Genomic DNA, 16,612 nt, shown 5'->3' with positions numbered 1-16,612 from the left:
CGTTAGTGAACCGGGCACTACTCACACGTAGCCCCAGTCGCCGGGCGCGACTAATACGAGCACTAATACGGCGCCGCGTTTCACGGAGACCGCCGCCACCTGGCATGTTCTCGCTAAAACGCGCGCGTCAACCGGAGGCGGGACTGTTCGACGGACCGGACATGCCGGCGGGCATCTGCCGCGACAGCGTTACATGACACGCCCGAAGCACCACGCATCCGCTCCGTTTTTGCCCGCTTGCGATCGTGCCCGATCGGGTCGCCAGGCCCCGAACAGACCCGCCCGGGCGCGGTACGGGCGCCGCCCGGGCGCCCGAGACGGGGCGCCCCTCGGCCGACCGGCCCCCGGGGGCGGACAGAAACGGTGACGAGACGTCACATGGCTTTCGTATGCGGTGACTTGATGTTCACCCGCGCGACACGGGCGGGCCGCACGGCTCGTGTTCCACCCCTCCCCCGCCCCGCCGACGGCGCACCGGCCACGCGCGCCGGCGCCCCTCGCGGGCTCAGCGGGACCCATCGCCGGCACCGGCCCCCGGCGGCCCCCACCGGCCCGGATCCGGACGCCGCCCGACCGAGACGGGCTCGGACGCCCCCCGTCCCCGTCCCCGCTCTCCGGCGGCCCGGCGCGCGACCACGCACGACAGCGCACGACAGGGACGGCGGAACGGGAGCGCGTCAGCCCGATAGCATGGCCGACGTTTGCGCCCGTGCCGTCGAAGGAGTACCCCGTGTCCGCGCCCCGTCTGTCGCCACCAGCCGAGCCAGTGATCGTCCCAGCGGGGACGACGGCGGGTGAGGCGGTGGCCGCGGCCGGCCTGACCACGCACGGCCCCAGGGCGATCGTCGTCGTGCGCGACCCCTCGGACCAGCTGCGCGACCTGGAGTGGGCCCCCGAGGCCGACACCGAGGTCGAACCGGTCACGCTCGACAGCCCGACCGGCCTGAGCGTGCTGCGGCACTCGACCGCCCACGTCCTGGCGCAGGCGGTGCAGGACATCTTCCCCGAGGCCAGGCTGGGCGTCGGTCCGCCCATCCAGGACGGCTTCTTCTACGACTTCGACGTCGAGAAGCCCTTCCAGCCGGAGGACCTGTCCCGGCTGGAGAAGCGGATGCAGGAGATCGTCAAGCAGGGCCAGCGGTTCCACCGCCACCGCTACGCCTCCCCCGAGGAGGCCCGGCTCGACCTCGCGAACGAGCCGTTCAAGCTGGAGCTCGTCGACGCCAAGAGCGACGTGGACACCGACGAGATCATGGAGGTGGGAGGCGCCGAGCTGACCTCCTACCGCAATCTGGACCCCAAGACCGGCGAGCAGGTCTGGAGCGACCTGTGCCGGGGCCCGCACCTGCCCACCACCCGGCTGATCCCCGCGTTCAAGCTGATGCGCTCCGCCGCCGCCTACTGGCGGGGCGACGAGCGCAACCCCCAGCTCCAGCGGATCTACGGCACGGCGTGGCCGAGCCGCGACGAGCTCAAGGCGTACCTGAAGCGGCTGGAGGAGGCGGAGCGCCGCGACCACCGCAAGCTGGGCGCCGAGCTGGACCTGTTCTCCTTCCCCGACGAGATCGGCTCCGGCCTCGCGGTCTTCCACCCCCGCGGCGGGACGGTCCGCAGCGAGCTGGAGTCCTACTCCCGGCTGCGCCACCGCAGGGCCGGCTACCAGTTCGTCAACACGCCGCACATCACCAAGGAGAACCTCTTCACCACCTCGGGGCATCTGCCCTACTACGCGGACACCATGTACCCGCCCATCGAGCTGGACGGCGCGGAGTACTACCTGAAGCCGATGAACTGCCCGTTCCACAACCTGGTCTACCGCTCCCGGGGCCGGTCGTACCGCGAACTCCCGTTGCGGCTCTTCGAGTTCGGCACCGTCTACCGCTACGAGAAGTCCGGCGTGGTGCACGGGCTCACCCGCGTCCGCGGCCTGACCATGGACGACGCCCACATCTACTGCACCCGCGAGCAGATGGCCGGCGAACTGACCTCGGTGCTCCAGTTCGTCCTCTCCCTGCTGCGGGACTACGGGCTGGACGACTTCTTCCTTGAGCTGTCCACCCGGGACGACTCGCCGAAGTTCATCGGCGAGGACGAGGACTGGGACGCGGCCACCGCGGCCCTGAGTACGGCGGCGGCGGAGTCCGGCCTTGAGCTGGTGCCCGACCCGGGAGGCGCCGCGTTCTACGGCCCGAAGATCAGCGTCCAGGCGCGCGACGCCATCGGCCGCACCTGGCAGATGTCCACGATCCAGGTGGACTTCAACCAGCCCAAGCGCTTCGGGCTGGAGTACTCGGCGGCGAACGGCGGGCGCGAGGAGCCGGTGATGATCCACCGGGCGCTGTTCGGCTCCATCGAGCGGTTCTTCGGCATCCTCACGGAGCACTACGCCGGCGCGTTCCCCGCGTGGCTCGCGCCGGTCCAGGTGGTGGGCATCCCGGTGCGCGACGACCACGCCGACTACCTGGCGGACTTCGTCTCCACCCTGGCCGAGCGGGACATCCGCGCCGAGGTCGACCACTCCCAGGACCGGATGCAGAAGAAGATCCGCACGGCGCAGAAGCTCAAGATCCCGTTCATGGTGATCGCCGGGGACGAGGACGTCGAGGCCGGAACGGTCTCCTTCCGCTACCGGGACGGCTCCCAGCGCAACGGGGTCCCGCTGGACGAGGCCGTGGCGCACGTGGTCGACTTCGTCAACTCCCGGGAGAACAGCGGGCCTTCGGCCGCATGACGCGGAACGCCGGGCCGCCGTCGGACGGCGGCCCGGCGTTCCGGCGTTCCGGCGTTCCGTTCAGCGCCCGTTCAGCACGGCGGACAGCTCAACGCGGCGGCGGATGCCCAGCTTGCGGTAGGTCGCGGTCAGATGGGTCTCCACGGTGCGCCGTGCCACGTGCAGCACCGAGGCGATCTCCGCGTTGGTGTGGCCGGAGGCGGCCCCGCGACGGGGCAATACCCCGCCGGGCCCCTCGGGGCCTGGCCGTCGTGCCCGTCGGAGACGTCGACGCGCGAGATGGCCGACCGGCCGATGAGGGGAACTACGGCGAAACGCGGAATGGCGCGGACACCGGTGTGAGAGCTTGCCGATGTGCGGATAAAAACGGGCGCGCGGCAGCACACAGACCGACGGGCCCGACAACCAACCCCCCGCTCGACGCCGGATATCCGCCAGCGCCGGTGATGAGCGGCGCCAGAGCCATTCTCTGGACAAACGAGCAGGGCCCGGCCGTGAATCCCCAACAGAAAGGCCACGCCTCTCCCGCCGTTCTGCCGGTGCGCCGGTATGCGCTGGCACAGGAGAGACGCGTCGACATCGAAGGGGATTCTCCGTACGGCCGCATCGTCGAAGGTAACAGCGCCTGCCGGAATTTCGGGATCCGGTTCACCAGGGGGCCATGAAACAGCCCGAACGTGCCCGCGACCGCCCTTTCGTCCGACGGACCCGTCGGGGAAACGTCCGCCCAACGCCGAACGCCGAACATCGGGTTCGCGTTTTCCGCCGGCCGTGCTCGTCACCGGGGTCGCCCACGCCAGGGAACGTCGACGCGACGACTCACCCCGGGCGACTCACCCCGGGCGACTCACCCCGGGCGATGGCGGCTCAGGTCACGCACGCCCGTGACGGCGCGGCCGTACCACGCCGCGTACGCCGCCGCCCGCCAGCGGCCCGCGACAGGCGCGCGACTCAGGCGTGCGCGTCGAAGGCGCGGCGCGCGCGGGCGATGTCGTCCTGGTGTTGTTCGGTCCATCTCACCAGCGCCCCGACGGCCTCGTGGAGCGAGCGCCCCATCTCGGTGAGGGCGTACTCGACCTGGGGCGGAACGGTCGGGTGGACGGTGCGTTCGACGATGCCGTCACGTTCGAGTTGACGCAGCGTGCGGGTGAGCATCCGCTGGCTGATGCCGTCGATCTCGCGCTTCAACGCGCTGAAGCGCATCGGCCCGCGGTCGAGCAGCGCGACGGCCAGCAGCGACCACCTGTCGGCGATCCGGTCCAGGATCTGCCGGACGTCGCAGTCCTCCCGCTGGTCCCACTGCCAGATGGAGACGTCGCAGGACCCGAACCTGTCCTCGACCGAGGAAGCTCCGATGTCGCCGTTCCCCGTCGTGTGGGCACCAGGTTCCATGCCTCTCATCATCACAGGCGGCACGTCAGGTCAGCAAGAAGGGCCCCATAACGAATGGCCGCCACACCGCGTGCTGTTCGAAGCCGCGGTGGCAGGGAGGTATCACCGGTGTGACCTGGTTTCTCGAAAGTGCCGTCTTCCGCCGAGGACAGCCGCGTTGAAGACTGGCGCACGGTGGCGCATCACCACCGTGCATCCAACAATTCTCAGCGAAAAAGGGAACACGCGTGTCGGAACGTTCCACGACCGTCGAAGGAAGGTCGCTCCCGCCCGGCGGGGTGACGCGATTCACGCCGAGAGAAGGCTTTCTGCTCGCCGCGCTGTGCGGGGCCATCTTTCTGGAAGGCAGCGGAATCGCTCTGCTCACCATCGCTCTGCCGAGAATCCGTGAGGATTTCGGCGCCAGCACGGGCGAGCTGAGCGCGATCGCCTCCGCCTATGTCATCGCCTATGGCGGGTTCATGCTTCTCGGCGGCCGAGTCGCCGATGTGTTCGGCCGACGTCGCGTCTTCCTGGCCGGACTGATCGCCTTCGCCGTCTTCTGCGTTCTCGGCGCCGCGGCACATGAGGTGTGGCTCCTGTTGGCCGCCCGCTTCGTGGCCGGTGCCGCCTCGGGCTTCATGACACCGGCGGGCATGTCACTGATCACGGGCACGTTCGAGGAGGGACCACGCCGCGACCGCGCCCTCGTGTTCTACGGTGCGGCCACCGCCGCCGGGTTCGCCCTCGGCGCCGCGCTGGGAGGTCTCCTCACCGCCGTGCACTGGCGCTGGGTGCTGTTCCTCCCCGCCCTGCTCGCCGTGGTGATCCTGGCCCTGTCGGTCGCCACGATCCCCCGCGACGGGAAGCCGGGGCCCCGCGCGGCGCTGGACCTGTTCGGGGCGCTCAAGGCAACTGCCGCGGCCGTTCTGCTGGTCACCGCCATCACCCGGCTTGAGGACCCCGCCGAGGGGACGACGACCACCGGGCTCCTGTTCGTGTCCGGTCTCGCGCTGCTCGCGCTGTTCCTCGTCCGGCAACGGAGCGCCAGCGCCCCGCTCGTTCCCCCGCGGCTACTGCGCGCGCCCGGAGTGCTGCGGGCCGACGCGGCGGTACTGCTGTTCGCCGCCGGGTTCTACGCGTTCCAGTTCCTGCTGACGCTGTATCTCCAGGAGCTTCTGGGATGGACACCCGTCCAGACCGGGCTGGCATTCGTGCTGATGTCGTTGGAGGTCGTCATCGCCCCGCTGCTCACCCCGCGGCTGCTCGGGCGTTTCGGCACCCGGTCCGTCACCGTCCTCGGGCTTCTGGCGGGGGTGGCCGCCTCCGCCTGGTTCCTCCCCGCCGGTACGGAGTGGGGGATGGGGTGGATCGCTCCTCCTCTGGTGCTGGTCTCACTGGCTTTCGCCTTCGCCTACGGCCCGTTGGCGATCTCGTCGACTTCCGGCGTCGACGACCAGGGCGCAGCCAGCGGGCTGTTCAACGCGGCCGTCCAGTTCGGGGCGGCGATCGGGCTGGCCGCGGCTGCCGCCGTCTACTCGATCGCTCTCGGGGCGGACAGCGGGACCGCGGCCGGACTGGACGCCTTTCGCATCGGGGTCTGGGTCCCGGTCGTGGCCTTCGCCGCCGCTTCCGCCCTCGGGCTGACGGGACGCCGATCCTCACCGTCCCCGCAGGCGACGGACACCGAGGGCTGAGCATCGCGATCCCGAGAAGCTCCCCCTCCCTTCCCCTCCCCTCCCCGGCATCGACTGCGGCGGCTTCCCGTCCGTTGTCGATGCCGGCCACCCGGGGAGAGCCGTCCTGTGGCCTCGCCGGTCCCGCGCGGCGCCGCTCTCCTACTCCGGCCCGGGACGCGTGGCAGCGGACCGGGGGGTCGCGTGCAGCGAGGCCAGCAACCGCAACTTCTCCGCCCCGGGCGAGTCGGGCGCGGCGTGGTAGACGACCATCTGGTGGCCGGGCGCGCCCTGCACGTCGAACGTGTGGTAGTCCAACGCCAGTTCGCCGACGGCCGGGTGACGGAAGGTCTTCGACGCGTGCTGCTTGCCCCGCACGTCGTGTCCGGCCCAGAGGTGGCGGAACACCGAGCTGGCTCCGGAGAGTTCCACGACCAGTCGTCGCACGGAATCGGCGGACTCGACATGTCCCAGCGCGAGGCGCAGGTTGGCGACACACGCCTCCGCCGCCCGGTCCCAGGGGACGAAGAAGCCGGTGGCGACCGGGTCGAGGAAGGTCATCAGCGCCACGTTGTCGACCCGGCGGAATCCCGAGTACAGCGCGCCCGCGAGGTCGTTGACGGCCAGGACGTCGAGCTGGCGGTTGATGACCATCGCGGGGGTGTGCGGCCACGTGGCGAGGAGGTCGAGCAACGACCGCCCGGGAGTCGCGGAGATCGGGGTGAGGGCCGTGGGCGCGAGCCCGGCGAGGCGAAAGAGATGGCCGCGTTGGTCGGCGTCCAGACGGAGTGCGCCGCCGATCGCGTTGAGCACCGAGGGCGACGGGTGGCGTTCGCGCCCCTGCTCCAGGCGGGCGTAGTAGTCGACACTGATGCCGGCCAGCATCGACACCTCCTCGCGGCGCAGCCCGGGCACCCGCGAGCGGGTGGACCTGGTCAACGCGACGTCGTCCGGCCGGACTTGGGCGCGCCGCGCCTTGAGGAACGTGCCGAGTTCGGAGGTCATCACGCCGCCACCCTAGAAACCACCGACGCCGGTAACCAGGACCTGGCCCACCCCCTCCCGCGTCCCGTCCACGACGTCGAACGCCCCGGCGACGCGGGCCCGTTGGGGGGCGCCTCTGCCGGAGGGGTCGGGACTCGGGCAACGGGCCCGTGTCAGCGGCGCGTTCCCGGCGTTGGCGCGGGGACGCCTCCGGTGTCGGCCGCCGTCCCGCCCCACTGGGCCAGCAGCCGCAGGGAGGTCTCGGACGGGCTGCCGGGCTCGGTGCCGTAGACGAAGAGGATCTGCTCCGGGTCGTCTCCGGGCGTGAGCGCCTGGTAGGTGACGGTGAGTTCGCCGACGAGCGGATGGTGGTAGTCCTTGGTGCCGGTCGTGCGCCGGTGCACCTTGTTGTCCGACCAGCAGCGGCGGAACTCCGCGCTGTGTATGGACAGTTCACCGACCAGGGCGCTCAGGGCCGGGTCGTCCGGGTGGCGGCCCGCGTCGAGGCGCAGCATGGCGGCGGTGTCCGAGGCGACGCGGGGCCAGTCCCGGTACAGCTCGCGCGCGTGCGGGTCGAGGAAGACGAAGCGGGCCTGGTTCCGCTCGGCGGCGGGCAGCGCGCGGAAGTCGGTGATCAGGCGTCCGGCGAGCTGGTTGTGGGCCAGCACGTCGAGGCGCCGCCCGAGGACGAACGCGGGTCGGCCGGTCTGCTGGAAGGTGTCCAGGAGATCCCAGGTCGCGCGGTGGACCCGCTGAGGGCGGGGGCGGCGGCGACGGACGAGCCGGGGCCGGGCGAGGGTGTGCAGGTGGCCGCGCTCCGCGTCGTCCAGGCGCAGGGCGGTGGCGAGCGCGTCGAGGATCTCCGCCGAGGCGCCGCGGCTGCGGCCCTGTTCGAGGCGCGTGTAGTAGTCGACGCTCACCCCTGCCAGCCGGGCGAGTTCCTCTCGCCGCAGGCCGGGCACCCGGCGTCGGCCCGGGCCGGGGTCGTGTTCGTCGAGCCCGGCCTCCCTCGGGGTGAGGCGCGAGCGGGCGGAGCGGAGGAACTCGGCCATCGGCGCGCTGTCGGGGTGCTCACGGTCCATCCCTCCAGGATCGCGCGTGGGCGCGGGTCGCGGCGGCGGGAGGGTGGCCCCGTCCGTCCCCCGATCAAGCGGGCCCTTTTGCGGGCTCTTCTCGCTGCTCAGCGCTGGTTCAGTGGATACCGGGCCCCGCCACGGGCGGTGGCCGCGGCCCTCCGCGCGACCTCACGGGCCGGCGGGACAGCTCCGCGGCCACCGCCCGACGACGCTCTCTGATCACCCCGACTCCCAGAAACAGGAAGGTACCCCCTCCCTATGACAACCCTGCTCAACGGACGCCCCCTCGACGGCCGCGTGGCCGTCATCACCGGCGCCTCCAGCGGAATGGGCGCGGACACCGCCCGCCGGCTCGCCGAACTCGGAGCCGCCGTCGCCCTCGTCGCACGTCGGCGGGAGAAGCTCTCCGCCCTCGCCGCCGACATCACCTCGTCCGGCGGAACGGCCATCGCGCTCCCCGTCGACGTCACCGACCGCGTGGCGGTCCGCACGGCCGCCCAGCGGGTCGCGGACACCCTGGGGCCGGCGGACCTGGTGTTCAACAACGCGGGCGTCCAGTTGATCTCCGCCATCGACGCGCTCGAAGTGGACGACTGGCAGCGGCAGATCGATCTCAACGTCACCGGAGTGATGAACGTGATCGCCGCCTTCCTCCCGCACCTGACCGCCGCCGCCGAGCGTGGCAGGCCCGCCGACCTGATCAACACCTCCTCCATCGCGGCGACCCGCATCCTGGAGAAGTTCTCGATCTACTCGGGCACCAAGGCGTACATCAGCCACCTCACCCGACTCATCCGCGTCGAACTGGGCCGGAAGAACGTGCGGGTGAACGCCATCGAACCCGGCATGGTCGACACCGAACTCCCCGACCACGTCACCGACCCCGACGCCAGCGCCCTGATGGCCGGCCTGCTCCGCGACATCGAGTGCCTGAGCGGCGCCGACATCGCGGAGACCGTCGCCTTCATCGCCGCTCTCCCCCGGCACGTCAACATCAGCGAACTGGTCATCCTGCCCACGGCCCAGGCCGTGTAGCGGCGGGATTCCGTCGTTCCGTGACACCGTGGGTGCGATCCGTGATTACACTGCTCCGCCTTCGTCTGTGCGACGGAGGCGGAGCATCGACACACGCACCGCACGGCGAGTCGGCGCGCGCCCAGACAAGACTGACCCGGGCGCGGCTCGCCGGCACCGGAGGAACCTCATGGCCGACCAGTTCGATGTGACCCTCCGGGCCCGCCCCGGTATCCCGCAGGGCTCAGCCTTCCACGACCGCCGGCTCGATCAGGGACAGCGTCCGGTTGTCCGCGTCCACGTGTGCGCGGACGCCGATGGGCAGCGGCAGGTTCGGCGAGGTGTGGCCGAAGTCGACCTGGGCGAGAACGGGGATGTCACGTCGGCCCAGCACGTCGAGTACCACGTCGCGTAGCTCCGCGCGCTGCCCGCCCGCCTCGTGAGGCGTGACCTCGCTCGGGATGCCGACCACCATGCCCGCGATCCGGTCCAGCACACCGGACAGCCGCAAGGCGTGCAGGTCGTTCCAGATCCGCGAGACCGGCCGCTCCAGTTCCTCCCAGAAGAACACGGCGCCGTCGAACCGCTCGACGGCCGGGGCGAACGGTGTCCCCCGCAACAGGACCAGCCGGTTCAGCAAGCCGCCGAACAGCGGCCCCCGCGCGCTGCCCGGCCGCCAGGTCTCCCAAGCCTCCTGCGCCGGCAGCGCGCCCGGCGCCTCGGCCTTGGTGAGCACCCGGGTGTAGAGGTCGACGAGTTCGGAGCGACGGGCCTCGTCACCCAGCGTGTACCAGTCGCTGCCGAAACCGTGGGTGGCGATGTCGGCGTGGAAGCCGACGAGGCCGGTCTTGGCGTGCAACGCCATGTGGAGCACCGAGATATCGCTGTAGCCGATGATCGGTTTCGGGTCGGCCCGGATCGCGTCCAGGTCGATCAGGTCGAGATAGCCGATGGTCGCCTGTCCGCCGGTGTGCGCGACGATGGCCCGCACCTCCGGGTCCCGGAGCAGGACATTGAGTTCGTCGGCCTGCTCCGCCGGAGTACCCGCCGCCCACCAGCGGCTCCGCGCCGGGTCGACCATCGGGCTGACCCGCACGCGGAAACCATCCGTTCGAGTATCGCCACACCGCGGGCCAGCAGCGGCTCCTCACCCGGCTCAAGCTGACCCGAGGGCGCGGCGACGACCACGAGGTCGCCGGAACGTAGCGCGCGGGGCCGCAGGATCGCAGGCATGGGTCTCCTCCTGGGGTGATCAGTGATGGCGACCAACAAGGTCCGTGCCGCCGGTATTCCGCCTCCCCGACGTGATCGAGTCGAGCCCCGAGACCCCAACCGGACCCACGGACAGCCTCCGCGCGTTCTGGAGATCGGCTCGGGCGGCCTGAACGCCGAGACCGCGGACCTGGCCGAAGCCATCCTCGCGGCGCGCCCACCCGCCGACACGAACCCTCTGAGCACACGCGCCGTTGCCGCCCGCCGCCGCGATCGCGTGCCTCCACACAGCGCAGGGGCCGGACCGCCGAAGGCCCGGCCCCCAGGACGCTCAACACGCCCGGGCGAACTCCCCGGCCTTGCCTCTCCCAGCTTGGGGCCGTCATAGAGGGCGATCCCCTTCACCGTTCGCCAGCCCCAGGCGTCTCGCGGGCTACGCGGATCGGCGGCCCGTGGCTCCCGCCCGGGAGAACACGCTCGGAGTCGTTACAGAACGTGTACCTGTTCGAGTGTGAGCACCCAACGTCCAGCGTCTTCCTGGATGTCGAGTATGGCGGTCAGGTCGCTCCAGACCCCGTTGAGCGGGAGGGCTATTTCGACGCGCGGCAGCATGCCGTCCTCGCGCCAGATCTGTGTACGTGTCGGGTGGTCGCCCGTAGCGGTGTCCGGAGATGTGACTCGCGTCGTGCGACCGTGAACGGGTTCCCCGGCTCCGTAGTTGGCGATGCAGGCGCGTAGTTCCTCGGGTGTGAGCCGGTAGCGAGGATCCGGGTGTGGTGCGAGGAATGTGTTGGCTGCCGCGTGGTCGTCGACCGCGAGCAGCCGGACCCACTCGAAGACGGCGTCCAGGATTTCCTCGTCCGAAGCGCCTGGGGCGAGGGTGTGCATGGCCGTGAGGCTAGCTCACGGCCGTTTCACGCTGGCTGAGGGACGCGCGGCGCCCGAAGCGCCCCGCCGCTTGACCTGGACCGGGGTCCAGCGCCCAGGCTTGGCCGCATGGACGACGAGGGAGACGACGAGCGAGACGAGCTGTTCGGCATCGCGGAGGTGTCGGAGCGGATCGGGTTGGCGGCCGACACGTTGCGGTACTTCGAGCGTCAGGGGGTCGTGCCGGCCCCCCGGCGCGACAGCGCGGGGCGGCGCCGGTACGCGGCGGGTGATGTCGAGTTGATCCGCATGTTGGTGCACCTCCGGGAGACGGGGATGCCGCTGGCCGACATCGCGCAGTTCACCGGTGCGGACGGCAGGGCCGCCGATCCGGCCGTTCTGCGGCTGGAGTTGCTGACGGCGCACCGGCGCCGCGTCCGGGAGCGGCGCGAGGAGCTGGACCGTGCGCTCGACGTGATCAGCCGCAAGATCGCCGACTACGACGAACAGGGCGCCGGCACGCCGCGACGGCTCGAACGGCCGGACTGCGCGCTCGCCTTCGATGTCCGGGGCGAGGGGCCGCCGCTGTTCCTCGTCGGCGCGCCGGCCGGGCGGGCCGGCTTCGCGGCGCTGGCGCGGGAGTTGGCGGAACGGTTCACCGTCGTCACCCACGATCCGCGCGGCATCGGCGACAGCCGCGCCGTAACGGGGATGGCCGCGCCCACGCCCGAGGTGCTGGCCGAGGATCTCGCCGCGCTCGTCGACCGCTTCACCGGCGGCCCCGCGCTGTTCGTCGGCACCAGCGGTGGCGCCGTCACGCTGCTCGAACTGGCCACCCGGCATCCCCAACTGGTCAACCGAGCCGTCCTGCACGAGCCGCCACTGGTCACCCTCCTGGACGACGCGGACCTGACCAGTCGCGCGACGGCGGCGTTCGCGGTGGCCGAGGGGGACCCGCAGCGCGCGGTGCAGGAGTTCTACGACCTCAGCGGCGCCGGCCACCACACAGGGCCTGGCGAGACTCCTCCCCCGCACCTGGCCCTGCCCGAGCTGCCGGCCGGGGAACTGGACAAGAACCGGTACTTCCTGGGACGGATGGCCGGCCCCTCCGTCCTCTACGCGCCCGACATCGAGGCCGTCCGCCGGGTTCCCCTGACGCTGTGCGCGGGCGCGCTGAGCCACCACCAGCTGGCGCGTCGGGCGACCCGGGCGCTCGCCGACCGCCTGGAACTACCACTGGTCGACATGCCAGGTAACCACCTGGGCGCGAGCACCGAACCGGCGGCGTTCGCCCGCGCCGTCCTGCCGCTGCTGCGACAACCCGACGCGCGGTGAGCCGACGCGCGGTGAGCCGCCGCCGCCCTGCCGCCCTCGCCTCCCGCGGGGGCGTGCCTGACTGCGATCATGCCGGGCATGGTTGTTCCGCTCGATGACCCCTACTACACGGCTCTCCACGACCACGCGCAGCGGTACCTGGGGCCGGGGTACGCCCGCGTGGCTCCCGTCGGGGACGACGGGTTCGGCATGGGCCTGCACCGTGACGACCGTGCCCGACTGGTCTCGGCCCTGACCCTGGGAGTGCCCTTCCAGCCCGGAGTCGACGGGCCGGTCGAGTTCGCCTGCACCCTCCAGGCGAGTCAGGAGCGGGAGGCGCACCACCTCGCGCGGGTCGCGGCGCGGTGGTTCATCGCGTCGGGCGAGAGCGCCGAGTTCGGGGCGTGGATCCAGTCGGAGGCCCCGATGGTGCCCGACACGGGCATCCACGGGCTGCTCTTCGACACCCATCCGCTGGTCGGCGAGGCGTTCTCGGTCCTCGCCGACGCCCGTTGGCCGGACCAGCCCGACCGGCCCGACCAGCCCCACGGGCCCGGCGCCCCGGCCGGAGCGCTGCGCCTGGTGGTGCTGCTCCCGCTCACCGCCGCCGAGATCGACGTGCTGGAGTCCCCGGAGCAGGGCCGAGAGGACCTCTGGGAACGGTGGCGCGCCGAGAAGACCCGGCTGTGGGACGTGGAGCGCGCCGGCTGAGGAGGCCCGCGCTACCGGGTCCCGCGCTCCTCGACCGCGTGCAGGAACGCGCGCCAGGCCGCCGGGCGGAACGTGAGGAACGGGCCGTCCGCGCGCTTCGAGTCGCGCACGCCGTGGCGCGCGCCGGTCAGGGCGGCCACCTCGACGCAGGCCCCGCCGTTATTGCTGTAGGAGGACTTGAACCAGTGCGTTTCACCAGGGGTGTTCAACGGTTCGGCTCCCTCGTTGTCCTTGTCGTCGCGCCGGTTGGGCGCGGAGTCGGTCACCTCGGGAAATCGTCCCAAGACGCCGACCGTTGGGCAACGGGGCCTCCGCGCACAACCGGCGCCGCGCTCAGTCGGCGCTGACCCGCCCGGACTTGACGCCCGTCACGAACGAGGAGAACGCGTCGGTCGAGAAGGTCAGAACCGGACCCTCCAGGCGCTTCGAGTCACGGACCGGGACCACGCCACGGATCGCGGCGAGATTGTCGGCGGCCTCCAGGCAGGCGCCACCGTTGCTGCTGTAGGAGGACTTGAACCAACGCGGGGCTTCGGAGCTCACAGGATGCCCTTTCGTAGCTGCTGGATCACGGCGACCAACGCCCGCTGGGACAGCGGGACATCGTGCCCTACAGCATCAGGCTGCCCTGCGACCGCGGGCTCCATATGCGGTTTTCGGACGCGTTCGGACCCGACCGAAGGACTCACTCGCGAGCCGGCGTGGGCGGAGTGGTGCGGGGGTTGTGCGCGGAACGGGTTGCGGGGACAACGCGCCCGTGGCTCCGCGCACAACCGGTGTGGCGGTCAGTCGGTGCTGACCCGCCCGGACTTGACGCCCGTCACGAACGAGGAGAACGCGCCGGTCGAGAAGGTCAGAACCGGACCGTCGTGGCTCTTGGAGTCACGGACGGGAACCACACCGCTGGTCGCGGCGAGATTGTCGGCGGCCTCGACACAGGCGCCACCGTTGTCACTGTAGGAGGACTTGAACCAACGGGGGGCTTCGGAGCTCACGGGGTGCCCTTTCGTTGTTGCTTGATAGCGGCGACGGAGGCCGACTGGGACAGCGCCTCCGCCTGTAGCTGATGGTAAGCCGTCAGCAACGGGACGACGGACCCGTTATCCCGTTCCACGTTTCCGCGCAGTGAAGACTCCGCGTAGGACAGCAGCGAGCGGTCCGACATCGTCAGGATGTGGGCCGGCAGACTGAGGGTGCGGCGCACGCCCATCTCGAAGGGGGCGAGCTGGAGCACGGTGTGCGGCTGCCGGGCGAACTCCTCCAGATAGGCCAACTGCGCGTTCATCACCGCTGGGCCCCCGATGGGGCGACGGATGCAACTCTCGTCCAGCACCACGGAGATCAGCGGGGCAGGCGTCCGCTCCAGCGCCGTCCGCCGCTCGGTGACGAGCGCGATTCGCTCCTCCGCCTGCTCGGGGCTGATCGCCCCCCGGTTGACGGCGCTCTGGGCAAGCTCCGTCGCATACTCCGGCGTCTGGAGCAGCCCGGGGACGACGCCGATCTCGAACACCCTGATCTCGGCGGCGCGTCCCTCGCACTCGACGTACTCGGGAAATCCCTCCAGCAGGCTCCCGTGGCGAATCTCGCGCCATTCGCGTTCGAACGCATCCGCGGTGTTCTCGGTGCCGAGGACGCGATCGGCACTGCGCGCAAAGCGCAAGGTAGAAATCTTTCGACCAGTTTCCACGGAGGACATGTGGCTGCTGGTGTAACCCATCCGGTTCGCCAGCTCCTCCTGTGTCCATCCCCGCCCCTCCCGCAGGCTGCGCAGACGCGCGCCATACGCGGCCTCGGGGGAACTCTCGGGGACCAACTCCTTGCGGTTCAAGGGCAGCACACCAATCTTTCGTGCCGATCCAGCACGTTGAATGATCCCCGATCGAGCGGTACTCTGTCTACCTCAAGTAGTGGAGACGCTACGGAGAGGAGCAGTTATGCCCACTGTGAGCGGTCCGGAAGTGCGGGTGCCCGAGGCCCCCGAAAGACCCCGCTTCCTCACGGGCGGCCTTTCCGAAACGGGACCCAACGAGGTTCCCCATGACGCCCGTTGGTCCCTGACGGTCAGCGTGCGTGAGATCGAGGGCTGGCGTCGGGCGGTCGCGGGTGCGTTGGTCGAGTGGCGGGTGTCGCGGAATGCCGTGGAATTGGCGCGGCTTGGCGTCTCGGAGCTGTTGGCGAATGTCGCGAAGCACACGGTGAGTCGGCGGTGTGGCCTGCGGGTGGTGCGTGCGGAGGCGGATCTGTTGGTGCAGGTCTTCGACGAGTCCCGGCAGTTGCCGGTGTTGCGCACGCCGGACTGGTGCTCGGAGGACGGCCGGGGGCTGTGGATGCTGCGGGAGATGGCCGACGGGTTCGGCTACATGCCGGTGCCGTTCATGGCCGGCGCCTCGTGCCGGTTGGGCAAGGTCGTCTGGTTCACGTGCCGGGACACGGCGTGAACGGCGCGAGCCGTCCCGTGGCACCCGTCGAGTGGGAGTTCCAGATACCGGTGCCGGGGATCGTCGGTGCGGAGCAACGGGCCCTGGGGCCCTGCTGGTTCTGGTGCGGGTATCGCGTCTCGCCGGTGGTGTGGATCGGGTGCCTCACCTCGGAGGGCGCCACCGTCCCGCTCTACGCGTGCGACGCCTGCCTACGCCAACTGGCCGCGATGGCGTGGGACTTCACCGACGCCGAACGCGCCGCACCCCGCGCGCCCGACGGACGGCCGCGGGAGCCGTATCCGCCGGCGGGCGGTGCATGGATGCCCTGGCCTCGGCGGGAGCGCGGGGCACCCCGGGCCCGCACCACGTTCGGCACCCGCTTCTGGAAGGGGGCGTGTCCGTCGTGAACGACATCGTGCGCGGCGCGGACCGCGTGCTGATCCAGGAGCGGGGGCCCGGGGTGCCGGAGGGCATCTACGGCGCGGAGTGCATGAGCTGCGAGGCGGTCTCCCCGCTCTTCGACAACGACTCACTCCCGGTCGCGGTCTGGGCGCTCCAACACTCCCAGGACCGGCCCGACCACACCCTCTTCCTCGCCCGGACCGAACGCCACTGGCGGGTCGTTCCCCGCCCGGACGACCCACCACCGGCCTCCACGCCCGGCCCGGGGTTCGTCGGCCCGGCGTTCGTCGGCCTGATGTGCCTGCTCACGGCCCTCTCGGGCCTCCTCCCCGCCCTGACCAGTTAACGCAAGGAGAAACCAGTCATGTTGACCACCATCAACCACTCACCCATCCCGATCACCTTCCATGTGCTGGCCACGACACAGAGCAACCACATGCTGATGGTGCGCGGCCTGCGGGAGGACGGCCAGGAAGGCTGGGTCCTGCCCAACGGCCAGGTACCGCCCGGCCGTTGCATCATCCTGACCGCCCGCGAGACGTTCCTGGAGGCGACCGGCTGCGAACGCGCCCTGTCCGAGGTGGTGGCCGTCACCCCGACCACGGACGACGAAGGCACACTCAACGGCCTCACCTACGTCCTGGACGGCGGCGTCCTCCCGGACGTGCCGTCCAGGGACCCCAAGGAAGGCGCCAGTTGGGTCCCAATGCGCGAACTGTACGAGCCCCCGGCCCTCTACCAGTACGCCATCATCGCCACCGGCCAACGCCGCCGCCTCCCCCTCCTCATCAACACCGACCGCCCCGAATCCGCCTTCATCTGACGAGGGCGGAC

General features: G+C 71.0%; 18 protein-coding genes and 1 pseudogene. 9 read left to right on the top strand and 10 right to left on the bottom strand.

Annotated elements, in window-relative coordinates; all coding sequences use genetic code 11:
• Positions 1-730 precede the first annotated feature (730 nt).
• Positions 731-2,731 (top strand): threonine--tRNA ligase, encoded by a 2,001-nt coding sequence (gene thrS / locus FH715_RS04710; protein WP_139640943.1) that lies wholly within the window; start codon positions 731-733, stop codon positions 2,729-2,731.
• 60 nt (positions 2,732-2,791) lie between these two features.
• On the opposite strand, the pseudogene FH715_RS28740 reads toward thrS, so the two are convergent.
• Both FH715_RS28740 and FH715_RS04700 read right to left on the bottom strand, forming a co-directional pair.
• Positions 2,792-2,935, bottom strand: a pseudogene (locus tag FH715_RS28740) (response regulator transcription factor); the annotation flags it as partial.
• Positions 2,936-3,682: 747 nt separating this feature from the next.
• Positions 3,683-4,123 (bottom strand): winged helix-turn-helix transcriptional regulator, encoded by a 441-nt coding sequence (locus FH715_RS04700; RefSeq protein ID WP_139640939.1) that lies wholly within the window; start codon positions 4,121-4,123, stop codon positions 3,683-3,685.
• A 227-nt stretch (positions 4,124-4,350) separates the two neighbouring features.
• On the opposite strand from FH715_RS04700, the gene FH715_RS04695 reads away from it, so the two are divergent.
• The gene (locus FH715_RS04695) at positions 4,351-5,799 is read left to right on the top strand and encodes an MFS transporter (protein ID WP_211367427.1); all 1,449 of its coding nucleotides are present in this window, start codon (positions 4,351-4,353) and stop codon (positions 5,797-5,799) included.
• 141 nt (positions 5,800-5,940) lie between these two features.
• Here the strand turns inward: FH715_RS04695 and FH715_RS04690 are convergent, their stop codons facing one another.
• Together FH715_RS04690 and FH715_RS04685 are read right to left on the bottom strand one after the other, a co-directional pair.
• On the bottom strand, positions 5,941-6,783 hold the full coding sequence (locus tag FH715_RS04690; protein ID WP_425472670.1) for a helix-turn-helix domain-containing protein: 843 nt from the start codon (positions 6,781-6,783) through the stop codon (positions 5,941-5,943).
• A 152-nt stretch (positions 6,784-6,935) separates the two neighbouring features.
• Positions 6,936-7,844 (bottom strand): helix-turn-helix domain-containing protein, encoded by a 909-nt coding sequence (locus tag FH715_RS04685; RefSeq protein ID WP_139640935.1) that lies wholly within the window; start codon positions 7,842-7,844, stop codon positions 6,936-6,938.
• A gap of 252 nt (positions 7,845-8,096) precedes the next feature.
• Between FH715_RS04685 and FH715_RS04680 the strand changes: the two genes are divergently transcribed.
• Positions 8,097-8,873 (top strand): SDR family oxidoreductase, encoded by a 777-nt coding sequence (locus FH715_RS04680; protein WP_139640933.1) that lies wholly within the window; start codon positions 8,097-8,099, stop codon positions 8,871-8,873.
• A 223-nt stretch (positions 8,874-9,096) separates the two neighbouring features.
• On the opposite strand, the gene FH715_RS04675 is transcribed toward FH715_RS04680, so the two are convergent.
• Positions 9,097-9,948, bottom strand: coding sequence for a S66 peptidase family protein (locus FH715_RS04675; RefSeq protein ID WP_246108548.1), 852 nt, complete (start codon positions 9,946-9,948; stop codon positions 9,097-9,099).
• 602 nt (positions 9,949-10,550) lie between these two features.
• Positions 10,551-10,952: a hypothetical protein gene (locus tag FH715_RS04670; RefSeq protein WP_139640931.1), complete on the bottom strand. Its 402-nt coding sequence runs from the start codon at positions 10,950-10,952 to the stop codon at positions 10,551-10,553.
• Positions 10,953-11,060: 108 nt separating this feature from the next.
• Between FH715_RS04670 and FH715_RS04665 the strand changes: the two genes are divergently transcribed.
• Both FH715_RS04665 and FH715_RS04660 read left to right on the top strand, forming a co-directional pair.
• Positions 11,061-12,266, top strand: coding sequence for an alpha/beta fold hydrolase (locus tag FH715_RS04665; RefSeq protein WP_139640929.1), 1,206 nt, complete (start codon positions 11,061-11,063; stop codon positions 12,264-12,266).
• 78 nt (positions 12,267-12,344) lie between these two features.
• Positions 12,345-12,956 (top strand): suppressor of fused domain protein, encoded by a 612-nt coding sequence (locus tag FH715_RS04660; RefSeq protein ID WP_139640928.1) that lies wholly within the window; start codon positions 12,345-12,347, stop codon positions 12,954-12,956.
• An 11-nt stretch (positions 12,957-12,967) separates the two neighbouring features.
• Here FH715_RS04660 and FH715_RS04655 read toward each other — a convergent pair whose 3' ends face one another.
• The 4 genes from FH715_RS04655 to FH715_RS04640 form a co-directional block, all read right to left on the bottom strand.
• Positions 12,968-13,240 (bottom strand): DUF397 domain-containing protein, encoded by a 273-nt coding sequence (locus tag FH715_RS04655; protein ID WP_425472666.1) that lies wholly within the window; start codon positions 13,238-13,240, stop codon positions 12,968-12,970.
• 49 nt (positions 13,241-13,289) lie between these two features.
• A complete protein-coding gene (locus tag FH715_RS04650; protein ID WP_139640926.1) occupies positions 13,290-13,499 on the bottom strand; it encodes a DUF397 domain-containing protein in 210 nt (69 codons plus the stop codon).
• 242 nt (positions 13,500-13,741) lie between these two features.
• A complete protein-coding gene (locus tag FH715_RS04645; protein WP_139640924.1) occupies positions 13,742-13,951 on the bottom strand; it encodes a DUF397 domain-containing protein in 210 nt (69 codons plus the stop codon).
• Complete coding sequence (locus FH715_RS04640; protein WP_139640922.1) at positions 13,948-14,784, bottom strand: helix-turn-helix domain-containing protein; 837 nt, start codon at positions 14,782-14,784, stop codon at positions 13,948-13,950. Before FH715_RS04640 ends, FH715_RS04645 begins: the two co-directional genes overlap by 4 nt.
• Before the next feature lie 106 nt (positions 14,785-14,890).
• Between FH715_RS04640 and FH715_RS04635 the strand changes: the two genes are divergently transcribed.
• From FH715_RS04635 to FH715_RS04620, 4 genes are read left to right on the top strand one after another with little or no spacing between them, the layout of a single operon-like run.
• Positions 14,891-15,394 (top strand): ATP-binding protein, encoded by a 504-nt coding sequence (locus FH715_RS04635; RefSeq protein ID WP_139640920.1) that lies wholly within the window; start codon positions 14,891-14,893, stop codon positions 15,392-15,394.
• Positions 15,391-15,783, top strand: a complete 393-nt coding sequence (locus FH715_RS04630; protein WP_170184622.1) for a hypothetical protein — start codon at positions 15,391-15,393, stop codon at positions 15,781-15,783. The genes FH715_RS04635 and FH715_RS04630 overlap by 4 nt, the downstream gene beginning before the upstream one ends.
• Entirely contained in the window at positions 15,771-16,124 is a 354-nt protein-coding gene (locus FH715_RS04625) for a DUF7848 domain-containing protein (RefSeq protein WP_139640917.1), read from the top strand. Before FH715_RS04630 ends, FH715_RS04625 begins: the two co-directional genes overlap by 13 nt.
• 18 nt (positions 16,125-16,142) lie before the next feature.
• Positions 16,143-16,601: a hypothetical protein gene (locus FH715_RS04620; RefSeq protein WP_139640632.1), complete on the top strand. Its 459-nt coding sequence runs from the start codon at positions 16,143-16,145 to the stop codon at positions 16,599-16,601.
• Positions 16,602-16,612: the final 11 nt, after the last annotated feature.

Source organism: Streptomyces sedi, assembly GCF_006335015.1.
Taxonomy (GTDB): Bacteria; Actinomycetota; Actinomycetes; order Streptomycetales; family Streptomycetaceae; genus Streptomyces; species Streptomyces sedi.
Note: the sequence above shows the minus strand (reverse complement) of the source record. Positions and strands in the feature narration are given on the sequence as shown.